The sequence below is a fragment of the Streptococcus suis genome, assembly GCF_002960445.1.
GTDB classification, from domain to species: Bacteria; Bacillota; Bacilli; order Lactobacillales; family Streptococcaceae; genus Streptococcus; species Streptococcus hyiners.
In genome coordinates this window covers 1-15,644 of the sequence record NZ_POJD01000217.1, presented here as the reverse complement: position 1 = coordinate 15,644, position 15,644 = coordinate 1, and the positions used below count along the sequence as shown (strand labels likewise).

General features: G+C 42.8%; 19 protein-coding genes and 3 pseudogenes. All 22 read left to right on the top strand.

Features of this window, described 5'->3' with window-relative positions; all coding sequences use genetic code 11:
- Window positions 1-221, top strand: a pseudogene (locus C1G53_RS13185) (phage capsid protein); the annotation flags it as partial.
- 6 nt (window positions 222-227) lie between these two features.
- A complete protein-coding gene (locus C1G53_RS08955; protein WP_105118418.1) occupies window positions 228-1,076 on the top strand; it encodes a N4-gp56 family major capsid protein in 849 nt (282 codons plus the stop codon).
- The gene (locus tag C1G53_RS08950) at window positions 1,076-1,234 is read left to right on the top strand and encodes a Rho termination factor N-terminal domain-containing protein (protein WP_079269425.1); all 159 of its coding nucleotides are present in this window, start codon (window positions 1,076-1,078) and stop codon (window positions 1,232-1,234) included. The genes C1G53_RS08955 and C1G53_RS08950 overlap by 1 nt, the downstream gene beginning before the upstream one ends.
- Window positions 1,224-1,412: a hypothetical protein gene (locus C1G53_RS08945; RefSeq protein WP_024390560.1), complete on the top strand. Its 189-nt coding sequence runs from the start codon at window positions 1,224-1,226 to the stop codon at window positions 1,410-1,412. Before C1G53_RS08950 ends, C1G53_RS08945 begins: the two co-directional genes overlap by 11 nt.
- Before the next feature lie 9 nt (window positions 1,413-1,421).
- A complete protein-coding gene (locus C1G53_RS08940; protein WP_105118417.1) occupies window positions 1,422-1,751 on the top strand; it encodes a phage head-tail connector protein in 330 nt (109 codons plus the stop codon).
- 267 nt (window positions 1,752-2,018) lie between these two features.
- Window positions 2,019-2,531, top strand: coding sequence for an HK97-gp10 family putative phage morphogenesis protein (locus C1G53_RS08930; protein WP_105118415.1), 513 nt, complete (start codon window positions 2,019-2,021; stop codon window positions 2,529-2,531).
- Window positions 2,528-2,896 (top strand): hypothetical protein, encoded by a 369-nt coding sequence (locus tag C1G53_RS08925; protein ID WP_044766859.1) that lies wholly within the window; start codon window positions 2,528-2,530, stop codon window positions 2,894-2,896. The genes C1G53_RS08930 and C1G53_RS08925 overlap by 4 nt, the downstream gene beginning before the upstream one ends.
- A 3-nt stretch (window positions 2,897-2,899) precedes the next feature.
- On the top strand, window positions 2,900-3,316 hold the full coding sequence (locus tag C1G53_RS08920; RefSeq protein ID WP_043026559.1) for a phage tail tube protein: 417 nt from the start codon (window positions 2,900-2,902) through the stop codon (window positions 3,314-3,316).
- 10 nt (window positions 3,317-3,326) lie between these two features.
- Complete coding sequence (locus C1G53_RS08915; protein ID WP_105118414.1) at window positions 3,327-3,701, top strand: DUF6096 family protein; 375 nt, start codon at window positions 3,327-3,329, stop codon at window positions 3,699-3,701.
- A gap of 98 nt (window positions 3,702-3,799) precedes the next feature.
- On the top strand, window positions 3,800-4,087 hold the full coding sequence (locus C1G53_RS08910; protein ID WP_238139130.1) for a hypothetical protein: 288 nt from the start codon (window positions 3,800-3,802) through the stop codon (window positions 4,085-4,087).
- An 18-nt stretch (window positions 4,088-4,105) separates the two neighbouring features.
- Window positions 4,106-4,663, top strand: a pseudogene (locus C1G53_RS08905) (hypothetical protein); the annotation flags it as partial.
- A 328-nt stretch (window positions 4,664-4,991) separates the two neighbouring features.
- Complete coding sequence (locus C1G53_RS08900) at window positions 4,992-7,562, top strand: phage tail protein (RefSeq protein ID WP_238139129.1); 2,571 nt, start codon at window positions 4,992-4,994, stop codon at window positions 7,560-7,562.
- Window positions 7,563-7,571: 9 nt separating this feature from the next.
- Window positions 7,572-7,922 (top strand): DUF6711 family protein, encoded by a 351-nt coding sequence (locus C1G53_RS08895; RefSeq protein ID WP_024377641.1) that lies wholly within the window; start codon window positions 7,572-7,574, stop codon window positions 7,920-7,922.
- A 1-nt stretch (window position 7,923) separates the two neighbouring features.
- Window positions 7,924-12,135: a hypothetical protein gene (locus C1G53_RS13180; RefSeq protein WP_192873119.1), complete on the top strand. Its 4,212-nt coding sequence runs from the start codon at window positions 7,924-7,926 to the stop codon at window positions 12,133-12,135.
- Window positions 12,136-12,144: 9 nt separating this feature from the next.
- The gene (locus tag C1G53_RS08885; RefSeq protein ID WP_105118412.1) at window positions 12,145-12,354 is read left to right on the top strand and encodes a hypothetical protein; all 210 of its coding nucleotides are present in this window, start codon (window positions 12,145-12,147) and stop codon (window positions 12,352-12,354) included.
- 2 nt (window positions 12,355-12,356) lie between these two features.
- Complete coding sequence (locus tag C1G53_RS08880; protein WP_105118411.1) at window positions 12,357-12,602, top strand: hypothetical protein; 246 nt, start codon at window positions 12,357-12,359, stop codon at window positions 12,600-12,602.
- Between the two features lie 2 nt (window positions 12,603-12,604).
- Window positions 12,605-13,018 (top strand): hypothetical protein, encoded by a 414-nt coding sequence (locus C1G53_RS08875; protein ID WP_105118410.1) that lies wholly within the window; start codon window positions 12,605-12,607, stop codon window positions 13,016-13,018.
- Window positions 13,019-13,022: 4 nt separating this feature from the next.
- Window positions 13,023-13,277, top strand: a complete 255-nt coding sequence (locus tag C1G53_RS08870; protein WP_105118409.1) for a phage holin — start codon at window positions 13,023-13,025, stop codon at window positions 13,275-13,277.
- 104 nt (window positions 13,278-13,381) lie between these two features.
- A pseudogene (locus C1G53_RS08865) lies at window positions 13,382-13,786 on the top strand (CHAP domain-containing protein); the annotation flags it as partial.
- 282 nt (window positions 13,787-14,068) lie between these two features.
- Entirely contained in the window at window positions 14,069-14,494 is a 426-nt protein-coding gene (locus C1G53_RS08855) for a hypothetical protein (protein WP_105118408.1), read from the top strand.
- 78 nt (window positions 14,495-14,572) lie between these two features.
- Window positions 14,573-14,824: a hypothetical protein gene (locus C1G53_RS08850; RefSeq protein WP_238139128.1), complete on the top strand. Its 252-nt coding sequence runs from the start codon at window positions 14,573-14,575 to the stop codon at window positions 14,822-14,824.
- A 3-nt stretch (window positions 14,825-14,827) separates the two neighbouring features.
- On the top strand, window positions 14,828-15,502 hold the full coding sequence (locus C1G53_RS08845) for a hypothetical protein (RefSeq protein WP_105118406.1): 675 nt from the start codon (window positions 14,828-14,830) through the stop codon (window positions 15,500-15,502).
- Window positions 15,503-15,644: the final 142 nt, after the last annotated feature.

Below are 15,644 nucleotides of genomic sequence, written 5' to 3'. Positions count from 1 at the left end.
ACGCTGACAGTGTACGCGATTCCATCGATGCTATTCAAAAGACTTGGGAAGCAGCAGTCTTGAAAGGTGTTGCTGACAAGACCAAAGGAAGTGCACCGATGAAGAAAGCACCAGTGGAATCTGGCGAAATCACCAAAGAACAATTCAATCGCATGGGAGTACGGAGTCGAAATGAACTTTTTGAACGTGACCCAGAACTATATAGAAAGTTACGAGGATAATAAAATATGGCAACAGGAATGACAACAACCACACAGATGATTAACCCCGAAGTTATGGCAGATATGGTATCTTATAAGCTGCCTAAACTTATTAAATTTACACCACTTGCATATGTAGAAACAGCATTGGTGGGTGTTCCAGGGGATACTTTGACAGTGCCTAAATGGACGTATTCTGGCGATGCTACCGAAATCACAGAGGGTCAGGCTATTCCAATCGACCAACTTGGAACGGATAAAACCACAATGACCATCAAACAAGCTGGTAAAGCTATTGAGATTACCGATAAAGCTGCTTTGGTAGGTCATGGCGATGTGTACAGCGAAGGTGCAAACCAAATCGCTCTTGCAATCGCAAACAAGGTAGACAATGACCTAGTCGCAGTCGCCAAAACAGCAACACAATACATTGCAGAAGCACCTACAACAGTAGACGCTATCGATAAAGCATTGACAATTTTTTCAGACGAAGAGGATTGTCGCTATGTTGCTCTTGTCAACCCTAAAGATGCAATCAAGTTGCGTGCAGATGCAGGCAAAACTTGGTTGAAAGGTTCTGAAATTGGGGCAGATGTCGTTGTTTCAGGTACTTTTGGCGAAGTTTCAGGGGTGCAAATTGTTCGCACTAATAAGATTGAAGAAGGGAAAGGCTTCCTTGTTAAAGTATCTCCTCTCCAAACGGATATGGACGATGATGCAAAATATGGAGCTTTTGTAATCAACCTCAAGCGAAACGTGCAAATCGAAAGCGACCGCGACATCTTGAAGAAAACAACAGTTTATTCAGGAGATGAGTACTACGGTGTTTATCTGTACGACGACACTAAAGTCGTGAAATTCGGAGGGAATTCGTAATGGGGATGTTATTGCGCCGTCATTCGGAGGATAAACAAAACACAAATTTAGCCGACTTGACAACCAAGGAGCTGAAAGCCTTGGCTAAAGAGAAACACGTTGAAGGTTATTCCACAATGACCAAAGATGAATTGATGGAGGCCCTAAATGCGCTTTAAAGTTTTAAAAGAGTTTACAGATGATGAGCTTGGTTTTGTTCATCGTGTTAACGATATCATCGAACTAACCAAGGAACGTCATGAGCAGATGAAGAAAAACGCTAAATTGCAAGATGTGAATTTGGCTGATTACATTGAAGAAATCAAGACCAAAGGAGCAGAAGCTCCTGCAAAATAGGGGGCGGATATGCTAGAAGATTTGAAAATATTGACAGGCGAGAGTGATTATAAAATCCTCTCGTCTTTGCTTTTGAGGGCAAAAAATATCATTTTGACTGAGACAAATAGAAGTCAGCTTACGCCAGCGCTGGAAGGTTTGCAACTGGAAGTAGCGCTTGAGCTGTTCAATCGCCAAGGAAGCGAGGGCGAAACATCACGAAGTGAAGGGGGCGTGTCTGTGTCTTATAAAGACGGATTGTCTAATACTATTTTGAACGGTATTCGGAGTCATAGACTCGCAAGGGTGGCAGGCCGTGCGTTTGAAGCGAAACCGACTGAAACCATATTTGATCCGTAAAACTGTTGTTGTGACGAGTGATGAGGGTATCAAGAAGGCTACTTACAGCGATGTTGCTACTGAGATACGGGCTGAGATATGGCCTGCTAGTGGTCGCTTACAAGCTGAGATATACGGTCAGAGATTGGCCTATATTTTGAATTGCTTGGTAGACCGTGAGACTCTTATTGATGAAGGCGATGGTTTTTGCATCGATAGCGATAAAGTAACCCATAAAGTCATATCTATAAAACGATATACAAACCATCAATTGTTGGAGTTAGAACAATGTCGCGATTGATAGGTGCTGACAAGCTAATTGCAAAATTTAGACGATTATCAGGACAGCAGCAGACCGAAATCATGGCGAAAGCTGTACACAACACTGCCAAGAATGTTGTCCAAGCGGATGCAATTTTGCGGGCCCCTGCAAACAATGGTGATTTGCGAATAGGTATTGAAGTTCGGATGTCTAAGTCTGGGAATCCGAGAGCTGAAGTGGTTAGCACATCAGACCATGGCGGATTTGTTGAATTTGGTACAGGTCCAAAAGGTGCTGCCAACCACACAGGTATTTCTCCAAATGTCAGTGTGTCCTATCGTAGTACACCTTGGTACGTCCATGAGTCCCAGATTGATGTTGGCCCTTATCGTTTTCAAAAGCTCGGTGAGTTTTATAAGATGTTTGGTCAAGTCGCCAAACCTTATCTTTATCCAGCCCTCAAGGATAATGAAGAGCGAGTCACGAAGAACATCAATAGATTTGTCAAGCGTAAGTTAATTGAAGAGGTCAGCAAATGATAAATATTAAGCCTATTATTTACAAGAAATTAAAAGAAGTTGCGGGTAATGTGACAGATACATATCCGCAAGATTGGGAGAATTTCCCGGTTATCATCTACTTAGAAGAGGAAAACAAGCCTTACGAGATTACAGATGATACAGAACAGATGTCCTATTTGCGCTACAAGGTCGATATTTTCCACAATGATAGTACCTCGGAATTAGCCGTAGCGATTGATGCGATTTTTGCATCTCTCGGGCTAAAACGTACATCCAGCGTGGATACACCCGACCCAACGCACTTACGACACAAAGTCATGCGATTTGAAGGGATTTTAGATCTAAACTCCCGAATCGTTTACCAATACAGAATGGAAGGATAAAACATGTTAGCAAACGGAATTAAATTGAAAATGAGCGAGACCAAGGGGTCTGGCTATACAGTTATCGAGGGCTTGAAAGAAGTTCCAGAACTCGGTATTGACCCTGAGAAAGTAGAAAACACGACCCTTGCGGATACCATTAAGCAGTATGAATTTGGTATTGGTGACGCTGGCGAATTGGAATATAAATTCAAGTACGAGAATTCCAAAACAACTTCTAGTTATCGTACTTTGCGTAAGTTGTCTGATTCAAAAGCTATCCGTCACTTTGAGCAAGAGTATCCAGACGGCACTACTGTCCGCTTCTCAGCTCAGATTGCTGTTAAGTTAGGCGGTGGCGGTGTCAACTCTGCTATCGAATTTACATTAAAACTGGCTTTACAGTCAGATTTGGAATTCACGGACCCAACCGTACTTTAAGGAGGAATAGATGTCAACACGTAAACCATATATCATTTGGACCGTCAAGGGAACAGACTATAAATTGCGTCTTAGCGCTCGCCAAGCCTGTGAGGTTGAGGAAAAATTGGGTGTTAATTTGCTCAAGATTTTCTTGCCCAAACCAGGTGAACAGTTCAATCTACCACCTTTGAAGGTCATGTTGTTGGTTGTTCAAGGTGCTTTGCAGAAGTTCCATCATGGTATCAAATTGGATGATGTCTATAACTTGTTCGATGATTACATTGACGAAGGTTATGGACAAACTGAATTGATGACTGATATCATCTTACAATTGTTCGAAGTATCGGGTTTTATTCCTCGGAACAAGGAGAAGGAAGAACCGACGTTGACAGTAGTCGAGTAGGTTCTGGTCCTTGTTCGGTCACAGAATTGATTAGCGGGTTTTATCCAACGGCATTAGATGCAGGGATAGACCCGTTTTCTTTTTGGGAATACACGCTTTTGGAATTAAAAGAGCTAGTTGAAAGTTATAACAGGCAGCAATTCCAGAAACAGAAAGAAGTCGCTTCTCATCACTTTATTCAATCGCAGATGATAGCCCGCTTTGTTTCCATGATGTTCCAGGAAAAGGGTGAGGCCCCTGACATTTGGGAGTTCTATCCTACTTTGTTTGAAGAGGACAGACAGCAGATTGAACAGGCACGCATCGAAAGGGATTTAAAAATCCATCAAGAGCGGATGAGAGCATACGCAGAAAGAATGAGAGGAAGATTCACAGCTTCCGAATGACAAAGAAAGGAGGGAACTATGGCTGTTACGTTAGAGGAGTTGAGAGTCATTGTAGAAGGTGAGATTGCGCCGTTTCAGAAGAAGATGAAGCAGTTAGAATCTCAAATGAAACAGACTCAAAACAAAATTGAGAACAGCACAAAGGGGCTGAGAGCAGGCGTTACTAAGCAGGCGAACGGTATCGCTTCGGCTTTAGCTGGTCTAGGGAAAATCGCTGCTTTGGCTTATCTAGGACAAAAAATGGTCCAGCTAGGCATGTATTCTACCCAGATGGCTCTTGAAGTCAGTGCTTCAGTCAATCAAATCAAACGACAGATGGGTGAAAGTTCCCAAGCATTTTTAAAATGGATTGATAACAACGCCAACGCTATGAACATGAGCGTCGGTGAAGCTACTAAGTATGGAGCGGTCTATTCCAACCTGTTTTCCAACTTTATCAAGGATTCTAACAAGCTGAGCGCTTATACAGGTAAGATGTTACAGACATCCGCTGTGATTGCGCAAGGTAGCGGACGGACCATGACCGATGTTATGGAGCGTATTCGTTCGGGCTTGTTGGGGAATACCGAAGCGATAGACTTTTGTCGCACTACTTGGAAACAAGTAGCTTAAGAACTTACCAAAATCGGTAGAAATCTAAGTTTTGAGAATCAAAATATGACAATACCGAGGTAAACTAAGCGATTAAAACAGCTTAGTCACCGTAGAGCATAGGGATTGAACCTGTGCTTTTTGTTTTGGCAAAAAGTACAGAATAAAATATCCCCACGAGTGGTAAGCACCTCATCAGGTAGCGCTGGAGGTGAAAATATATGCCGAACTTGCAGGAAACTGCAAGAAGTACGGATAAAAAGCCGTGCGATAACAAAAATGAGAAGACCTCGGAATAAATGTAGGTGTTGCTATGATTGAGTCCACAAACGCATTCAAACGTTTTGCGAATGGACAGTCTTGGCAACAATTAGACTACAACACCCAGCAACAAATCCGCTTGATGGCGATTTTGGAGCAAGCGACAGCCAAGTACGGCGATACTCTTCAGCAGACTGTGAATGGGCGTATTAGCTTGTTTAAATCGTTATTGAGTGATGCAGCATTAAACATCGGTAATGCTATGTTGCCGATTATCAACGCTATGATGCCTGTACTTAATTCCTTTGCCATGGTTCTAAAAAACGTCACTGCCAAGCTCGCTGAGTTTATTGGTTTGATGTTCAACAAAAAGGCTAAGGTGAAAAACGGTAGTGCTTTGGGCAATGTCGCCCAAGGAGCGCAAAAAGCCAACGACGCCGTTGGTGATTTGGGTGATGCAATGGGTGGTGTCGATGATGCTTCCGGAGGCACCGCAGGCAATCTAGACGATACTGCTAAATCAGCTAAGAAGGCAGCAAAAGAGCTGATGGGCTTAGCTGGTTTTGATGAAATTACTACTCTGAATCTAAACAAAGACGATGGTTCGGATGGTGCTGGTTCTGGCTCTGGAAGCCCTGGTGGCGGCGGAGGCGGAGGAAGAGGTGGTAAAGGTGGCAAAGGCGGCGGAGGTCCTGCTGATATCTTGCCTGAAATCGCTCTTGAAGACATGGACACCCAGTTCAAAAGTATTTTTGATGGGTGGGACAAAGTCCTAAAACCACTTTTTGATTATTTGTCTAAATTATCCAATCTCTTTAAAGACGGCTTTAATATGTCGTTTAGAGCAGATAGTTTAGACCGCTTCAAAAATGCTTTAATCGGTATCTGGCAGTCTCTAAAAGATATTTTTGCGGACGGAACAGTTTTACAGGCAGCTGCAAGATTCGGTGAGAAATTAGCATTTGCTTTAGGTCAAACAGCGGGCGCCGTAGCCAACATCATCATGGGAATTGCTGTATTTATCGCCGAAAGCTTAAATAAATCACTAAACGACACCAAACTGGATATAAAAGGTTGGCTGATACGTCAGTTCGATATAGCAGGCGATGCAGTCGCAAGCATTGGAAATATCGCTCAAATGCTGGGTCAAACGTTTTATGACGTATTTACAAGTGCAGCTGCGACAAATATCGGTGCAGATATTCTTTCAGCGATAACCTATGGGACAATGGGGATTGTTGAACTTGGTTTGAAATTAGGGCGCGATATACTAAGCGGTATAGAACAAGCGCTAGTTGATAACCAAGATAAAATAACTACCGCTTTAAATGGATTGCTTTCTGCCTTTGAGCCTACTTTCGAATCTATCAAAAAACTATTCAAAAATACGTTTGAAGGATTAAACCAGACCTACGATGAGCATGTAAAACCGTTCTTTGATTCATTCAATGAAGGCTTTAACACCCTATTCGGAACCTTACTAGATAGCTGGAACAATGATGTTCAACCGGTGTTAGATGGTATCGGAGAGAAGTTTGCTGGATTATTTGACAATCATATCCAACCGTTTGTTGATAACTTTTTATATGCATTCGGTCAGATTGTGGATATTCTAAAACTGGTATGGGAAGCTATCTTAGTACCGCTATTCGATTGGATAGCTGCGAACATTTTGCCTGTCCTTGTCCCGACATTCCAGACATTAGCTGACTGGTTTGTCCAAGCCTGGACTGTGGTTTTCGATGTTTTGGGAGCTGTTTTGAAAATCCTTGGCGGAATCATCGAGTTCCTGGTTGGTGTATTTACTGGCGATTGGGAAAAGGCTTGGAATGGGATTGTTCAGATTGCTAAAGGAATCTGGGAAATGTTGTCTTCTATTTTCATGTTTGTTTGGGATACAATAGTTTCTTTCTTGAAAGGTGTTTGGGATACCATCGTTGCTATATTGCAGGCTGGATGGGATGCTATTGTACGTATCTTCCAAGGTATAGGCCAATGGTTTACAGCAAGATGGAAAGAGGTGGAAAATACATTCTCCAACGTCGGTAACTGGTTTGGCCAAAAGTTTTCCGAGGCTTGGAACGGCATTACAAATGCATTTAGCAATGTGGTAGGTTTCTTCCGTGGCATCTACGATAATATTGTAAGTTGGTTCAGCAACATCGGTGGTGCGGTAGCTACTGCTGTTTCGGGAGCCTTCCGCTATGCTATGAATGGTGTTTTCGCAACTATCGAGAATGCTGTCAATGGTTTTATAGGGATGATAAATGGCGTCATCGGCTTGATCAACAAAGTCCCTGGTGTTAGACTTGGCAGAATCGGAACAGTTTCTCTTCCACGCCTTGCCCGTGGTGGTATCGTGGATAGCCCAACAGTCGCCATGATTGGTGAAGCAGGTAAAGAGGTGGTTATGCCATTGGAAAATACAGGCTTCTTACAAACCATGGGCCGTGTTGTCGGGGGTGCAGTCGTTAACGCTTTAGGCGGAGGTCTGCCGCAATCATCTGGTTTGCCAAATGGCGACATCGTTATTGTGATTGGAAGTAGAGAGTTTGGCCGCGTTACTATTGACGAGATTAATAGAGCTCAAGCAGAAGCGGGACAGCTCTTGCTTAACATTTAGGAGGTAAACATGAGTCAATTGATTATCAATGGAGTTACAGTTGTACCTCCTAAATCTTTTCAAGTTTCAGTCAATGATGTGGACGGAGAAACCGGACGAAACGCTAACGGCGACATGGTCAGGGACAGAATTACAACCAAGCGCAAATTGGAATGTGACTGGGGGATGTTGACACAGGCTGAGATGGCACAGATTCAAAACGCTGTTCAGCCTGTATTTTTTGAAGTATCCTACCCAGACCCCATACTTGGGCAGACGTCCAAAACGTTTTATGTTGGCGATAGGACAGCGCCTGCGTATTCATTTACTGAAAAATTTAAACCCTGGAGCGGTTTAAAATTTAGTTTAATAGAGAGGTAAGGTGGTTGGTACGGTAACATTTAATCAAGCCATGTTAGCTAAAGATAGGGTGTTTGCTATTCGTGCAGGCACCTATACTTCTAGCGACATCAAAGAAGCTAGTTTTAATTATGGATATATCAGCGGTGACACCTTTAAACCAGGCGGTACCGTTGCTGGTTCAGCTAAATTGACCTTTACATCTATCATTACTACTTTTAACAAGTTGGATAAGATATACCCAGAAATCGGTCTTCTGGTGGGCGATAGTTATGAATGGGTCGCCATGGGTGAGTATTTTGTCAATGATATCAGTATTGACCGCAACAGGAATACCACTGAACTAGACTTAATGGATGGCATGTTTAAGTTGAACCAACCATATGTTTCTGATCTGACTTACCCAGCACAGATTCGGGATGTTATTCGCGAGATTTGTGTAAAGACTGGAGTAGAGCTAGAGACAGACAATCTTGGTTTGAGAGCCATTCAGAGACATATCGAAGCCAAAGCGGATAAAAAAGACATTACTTTTCGCGAAGTGTTAAGTCAGGCGATTCAATTGCTTGGCTTTTCTGCTTTTTTCAACCGCAGAGGGAAGTTGGAAATCCGCGGTTTGACAGATTCAAGAATTACTGTCACGGCTGATAATTATTTTTTGCACGGTCTAACCAAGAGTGAAATCCAGTACCAAATAGCTGGTATTACCTGCAAGAAAGACAAGGAAACCCTGACAGTAGGATTGCGGACTGGGCGGTCTTTGGAGCTCGAAAATAGCTTCATGAACCAAAATTTATTGGATGATTTGTACTATGATTTGAAAGAAATCAAGTACTACCCGTTTTCACTTGATTGGCAAGGGCATTTGAAGTTAGATGTCGGTCAGTGGGTAACTCTCAAGACAAATAAAAACGAGACTTACAAAGTCCCTGTATTGAGTCAATCATTTCATTTTAAAGGTGGTCTAAAATCCAAGATTAGTGCAGATAGTAAGGCTGGGAATGACACTCAGTACAGCTATAAAGGTTTCTTAACCAAGCAGATTGAGCAGATGTCTACTCAAATCGATGCAGAAATTCAACAACAACTTGAGTATGCCAATGCGGAATTTGACCGAAAGGCAGAAGAGTACAAAAAGGAACTTGACGACGGCATCGAACAAGCTAAGGCTGATGCGGAAGCCTATGCGGATACTATCAAGCAGGAAATATCTACTCGCATCGAAGAGCTAGATAGTCAATTTCAAACCAATCAGCAAGAGCAGGATAGGCAAATCGAGGAGAGTTTGCGTAAAGCTGGCACTTCAACAGATTTGGCTAATGCGGCAAAAACCATTGCAGAAAGCACACAAGCGAATATTGAGCAAACCAGGGCTGCACTGACAAATTTGGTCAATCAGTCAACTACCAAAGTTAATCAGATGGAACAGTCGGTGGGGACAATTCGGACCGATGTTGCGTCGCAAGCTAGGACATTATTGGCACAGGCGCAGGCTCAGACGGATTTGACCAATCGTGTGACCACAGTTGAAAATATGGCAGATGGGACGAGGTCAACAGTCTCAGAGCTGTCGCGAACCATGCAGGAAGCTACGCAGAATATTGCTAGTGTGTCAAGTCGGACAAGGACTGTAGAAGATACTCTGAGCCAAACCAGGACCCAATACGAGGCTCTGACGCAGACCGTCAATGCTCAGACAGGGCAGATTGATAGTATCAATCGTAAGACGGCTGACTTGCAAAGCGGTATAAATGGGGTGACGGAGCGGTTTGAGAGATTGAAACTAGAAGACAACCTTCTGCTCAATAGCTCTTTTAACCAAAACTTGAACCAATGGCAAGGAACTGGAGTGACTATAGTTGAAGGTAAAGCGAGAATTATAGGAGAACTTAATGAAACCAAGCGCATTTACCAAAGCATCAAGTCTCAGATAGCCAATGACGATGTTAGCCAGGTGTACATAACATCAATTTCAATTAAGGTCTCTAACTATGTGGCTGGTTCTAGAAATCCATTTCTTGCGCTGTATATAAGCGGTAGAAAGAACGACAGCGCAAAAACATGGTTTGGCGTAACATATTTGACAAGCAATCACTTAGATGCGGTCAACAATAAGGGAATTGTACAGTTTACCACTACTTTCAAAGTAAATGTGCCACGTAGCCAGATAGGTAATATTGAGTTTTATATATATGCAAGAGATTTTACTGGGGAAGTAGAATTTGAAAAAGTGTCACTCAGACGTGGAAATATTGATTTAGGCTGGCAGGCTTCTCAAGAAGACCTTCGCTCAGAAATTGCAACATACAAGCGCACCGCTGAGGAAACTAGCGCTGAGTTGTCCCGTCAAATCCAACTGGCAGATGGCAAGGCTGTTGAAGCTAAGAACTACGCTCAACAGACGGCTGATACAATCAAGACAAGGCTGGAGAGCCTGGAAACCTACAAAAATGAAGAAGGTACACGAGCCGAACAGTATCTATCCGCCAGTCGAACCGAAACCGCCAAACAGTTATCTACTGAACGGGCTGTAATATCAGAAAATTATGTGGCCAAGTCAACCTTCGAGGAAAATGCCAGAGGTGTGACAGAGAAGTTTGAGAATTTAAGGGTTGGTGGGACTAATCTATTAAGTTTATCAAAAGCTGTCAAAGGTTTTTATAAATTTAAAAAAGGCGAAAATATACCTTCCGCACCCTATGCATACGGTGTTCCAATCGCTGTTGACGATAAAGCTAGGTATGTATTGCAAGCTTGGTCGAAGTCAATTAATGATTTTAGTTGGATTGGTGCGATTCAGTTAAATAACGAAGGTCAAACGATTGATAATAGTTATCTTTCTATTTACCCAAATAAAACATCGCTATATTTTAAACGGGATATTTCCATTCTACCCAATGCTAAATATATCCAATTCAGTTTTAGTAATGATGTTTTTGGAGATAACCCAAATCTGAAAATTCAATTTGAAAAAGGGTCGCTTCCCACCGATTATAAAACAGCTGAAGAAGACCAACAATCCTACGCAGACACCAAAATCGCTGAATACAGGAACACGGTTGACGGACGATTTGCGACGATGCAAGCATCCGTTAATAGTAAAGCTAACCAAGCTGATTTTCAGCAGGTGCAAGAGACCTCACAGCTCTATGAGCGTATTATCGGGTCTACTGAGGATATGGTCAAAGAAAAAGTGGCACGCATGGTTATGGCTGACAACCTGTTTCAGACAGAGGTTAAGGATGCCATCAGCGGTACAGCCACACAAGTCGGTCAACTAGCTGGTTCCTGGGCCGTGCAGAACTTGAATAGCTCTGGTGATATCTTGTCACAAGCCAACCTATCATCCGCTGAATTCTTGCTAGAAGCGGCAAAAATCCGTTTGAAAGGAAAGACGCTAGCAGACGAAATCCAAGCAATTGATGGTAAATTCAACACGCTCTTTGTGTCAGATGGTACATTTGGTAAGTTGGACGCTAAAATCATTGGTGCACGAGCTATCACTGGTAACCAAATTAAGTTTGATCAAGGTTTTTTTGATAACTTCGCAGCGAATGAAGCTTACTTAGGTCAACTATTTGCCAAGAATATTTTTTCTACCAAGGTGCAAGCAGTCCAATTATCCGCTACTCAGCTTACCTCTGGGATTATAAAATCTTTCAACGAACGCACTACATTAGATTTGCTTACAGGTAAATTAACGTTTAAGAATGGTAGTCCGTCCATAGAATTCAATAGTAATACATCCGCCATTCGTCGTGTGACAGATGCGCAATCGCAATTTATCAAATTTGCTTCGAAAGACGGCGGAACGTATACCACCATTGGGGCTAGCCGTGTTGCTTTGGATGAACTTATTGGCACTGCGACATTTACTGGTATCCAAATCCAGTCCCGTTCGGATGATAGAGGCGGTCTTATAGATAAAATCTATGCATATGCTGATGAATTCGTTGTAGATGGTGGTGGCGGACAACCAGATGGATTTGTTTTTAAAAATAGAATGGCTTTCTATCCACAATCATCCGGCATGCTCAATTTAGGTCGATTAAGCAATCGATGGAATAATGTGTACGCATTTGATTACTATGTAGGTCAAAACGCAGTCAGCTTAAAAGAATTTTTAGATGCCGTGCGAGCCTGTTTCCAACAAATCGCATATGGCGGTATGAATCAGACAGCATACGACTTAATGAAAACAAAACTTTCGAGCACATTCAACAAAATTCAATAGGAGAAACACATGCAACAAGAATATATCGAACACGCTTTGCGGATGTCCTTAGAAGACACTTCCAAACGTTTATCAGAGGAGATGACGGTGAAAAATATTTTATCTCTACAGCTTGCGACGGCTAGAGAATATATCACTGAATTGGAAACAAAAAACAAGGAACTAACCCAGCAACTGGATGAAGCTACTAAACCAGAAGAAATCATTGAAGGAGAATAAACATGGCACTTGAAATTAAGAAAATGACCACCTTGGTCGGTAATTTGAAAATTGGCGAAGAGATCGCTAAGACTTACAATGTGAACATTGACGAAAATGGAGTTTCTACCGTTTCTGAATGGGTACAAAATCCGACTCTCTATAGTAACAACCGTCTGGAAATGCGCAAGCAAGAAGCAGCATTTAGAGAAAAACGCTACGAGATTGAAGATGCTATCCTTGCCGAGCTGGCAAGCGCGGAAGCCTAATCATGGAACACGAACCAAACATTATCATCCAAATCTTAACAGCTATCACGCCGATTGCAGGTCCATTTTTGACCACAGTCGGCGGTATTGTGATAGCTAAGATAGGGTCAAATGCAAAAAATGAGTTGACCACCATCAATGCTCGTTTGACAACCTTGCAAAAAGTCGCAGATGATAATCAGACAGATTTAAAAGATGTCAAAAATGAGATGGACAATCTTAAAAGCAGCAGCCGAAGCAGTCGGCGCTATACGCTCTACAAGGATTTGTACACAGCCATTGAACGTGGTTGGACCACACTTGAGGAGCGTAGAGAGATTGCTAAGCTCTTTGAGTGTTATAAGATTTTGGGTGGTAATGGAGAGATTGAGGCCATGTACGGTATTTATTGCGAATTACCGCTAGAAAAGGAGTAGATACATGAATAAAATCAATTGGGGTGTACGATTGCGCAATAGAACATTCTGGTGGACTTTGGTGCCTCTGGGCGTTTTGTTAGCACAGCAATTAGGCTATGACTGGGTTCCTGAAAATTGGGAAGTTGTTTTTGGTACTGTCATGTCCATTCTGACAGTTGTTGGTATCATCAATGACCCGACAACTGCAGGGGTGGCAGATAGTGAGCAGGCCATGCATTACTATGAGCCTAAGGTGGACAGACATGGAAAAGCTTAAATTAGTCATCTGTGTATTTGCTTTGGTGGTGCTTGCGCCTATTGCTTTTGTGCTTAGTCCATTTTTAGATAGAAAGGATGTAGAAAATGACAACAGCTAATATGGTAGTGGATTTTTTTATTGGACATGCTAATCGTGGCACCGGAGTCGATAAAGATAAAATGCACGGCATGCAGTGTGTCGATGTCCCATCTCATGCTGCTAAGCATTGGTTTGGTGTAGATTTATGGGGCAATGCCATTGATTTGTTGGATTCGGCTGAACAAGTTGGTTTCGAGGTTCATCGTATGCCGACGTCAGCCCGTCCAAGACCTGGGGCATTTTTTGTTAAAGATTATGTAGCAGGGGACGGGGTTAACTATGGGCATACTGGTATTATTATCGGCGTGGATGGTGATATTGCCCAGACCGTAGAACAAAACTTAGCAGGCAATCTCTATGTTGGTAGCCCTGCCCAGTATGCTAGCCAACGAATTAGCCAATTGGTGGGTTGGTTTTATCCACCGTATGAAACAGAAGTAGAACAACCAGAAGAAAAGAAAGTAGAGGAACAAGATATGTTTACAATTTCAGCACCAGGACGTGGAATCGCATTAGTAGCAGGCGGTACATTTTACGCTTTGCTTGACGCAAAAGACCCTGTCGCATTTTGGGACAAGGGTGTGCCACATATGCAAATCTCACAAGCGACGTTTGACAATTTCCAACACAAGTCAAATCTAGACCGCTTAGACGATGAAACGGTAAATAAATTGATTAAAGGCTTGAAATAAGGCCTTTTTGGAGGTCCTATGGCTAATAAAACAACATTATCATGGGTCAATGGCTCAATTATCAAGCAAGGCGATACCTCGTCTGTCTTTAACCTTAAGCTTAGGACGGATGACAAAAAGCGCCTGAATGGACCTGCAAAGGTCCAGCTCATCCACAGTTCTAAGGGCATGACTGAGTTTGAAGCAGAGGTGGTGGAAAACATTGTTAGTTTCCGACTTGAAAAAGCTTTGCCTGTAGGGAGTTATGTGGTAGAGATTGAACATGCTGGTTATGTGTTTCCGTCTACTGATTCGGTTATTCTGACAGTCAATGAGAATCTGGGTGAATTTGTGTCTGGCGAAGCGATTGAGCTGTATGGCCTTAGAAATATTGTCAAAGAATATGTAGAGCAGGAGCAGGATATTCCTGACCTGCTCATGTTTTATAATTTAGGAAAGATTTGAGGTAAGAAATGAGCACAAGTAAAATTAACGGCATTTGCCCAAGCGGTCGGGACGGACATCAAAGAGCTCAAGCAGGCTTTGGGTGACAAAGTAACAAATGAGGTCTTGACACAAGCGATTGAGCAAGCCAAAACTGCTCTAAAAGCGGATATTTTGGGCGAAGGTGTACCAGAGCAGTTGGACACGCTCAAGGAGATTGCCCAAGCTATTTCTGCCATGAATGGCGAGGCTGAGCAGGCTGTTGTTCAGAAGATTGCTGAACTTGGCGGTCGTGTCGATAGCATCGCTAATCTAGATCTGGTCGCCGTCTACACTGCTGCGAAGGAGTAAGCTATGGAAAATTTAAGAGCATTAGCAGAAGCAATTGGAGCGGATTATAAAGCTCTTAAATTGGAGCTAGGCAATTATCTCTTAAAGTCCGACAGTAAAATCAAAACAGGCGTAGGTCGCCCAGACAAACCAGAGACAACAAATGGTGTGATTACAGGTACAGAAGTCGATGGTTCTATTTATGAATCCACGGACGGCGCTGGTGTCGGAGCTTGGGAATGGGTCAAGCGTGCTGGTAAGTGGACAGTGAAAACTGCTGATTCAGGCTGGCGGAAGATTACCACACCAGGTCTCACAGAAGGCTATCTGACTTTTAGGCGCATCAATAATCAGTGTATGGTTAATGCAACTGGCGGACGCTGGGGGACTGTAACCCTACTCCGTCCAGAAAACAATACAGATGTCAAACGCTTTTCCAATGGTTCTTTGCGCTTACTAAAAGTAGGAGAAGTGCCTGCCGGTTTCCGGAGTTCCGTGTCCCTTTTCTTGCCAATTGCTCACGACGGTAAAGTGTTAGACGGTACTTTGTACTTGGCTGGAACTGGAGATAGTAACTGGCTTGGAATACACAACTACAAGGATACCATGCAGTCAGCTGGTGCCGTCATGCGCCTGCCGATGTTGACCTATATCAGTGATGAGCCTTGGCCAGAGGTTTTGCCAGGCACTAAGATGTAAGAAGAGCCCTCAGCGTTTGCTGGGGGCTTTTTTATTTAAAAGATTTTTCTTGACAAGTTATGATAAAGTATGAAATAATTACGATATAGGAGGTCTAAACCATGGATAAAGTTATTAAAACTCCAAACTATTTGCGTTCAAT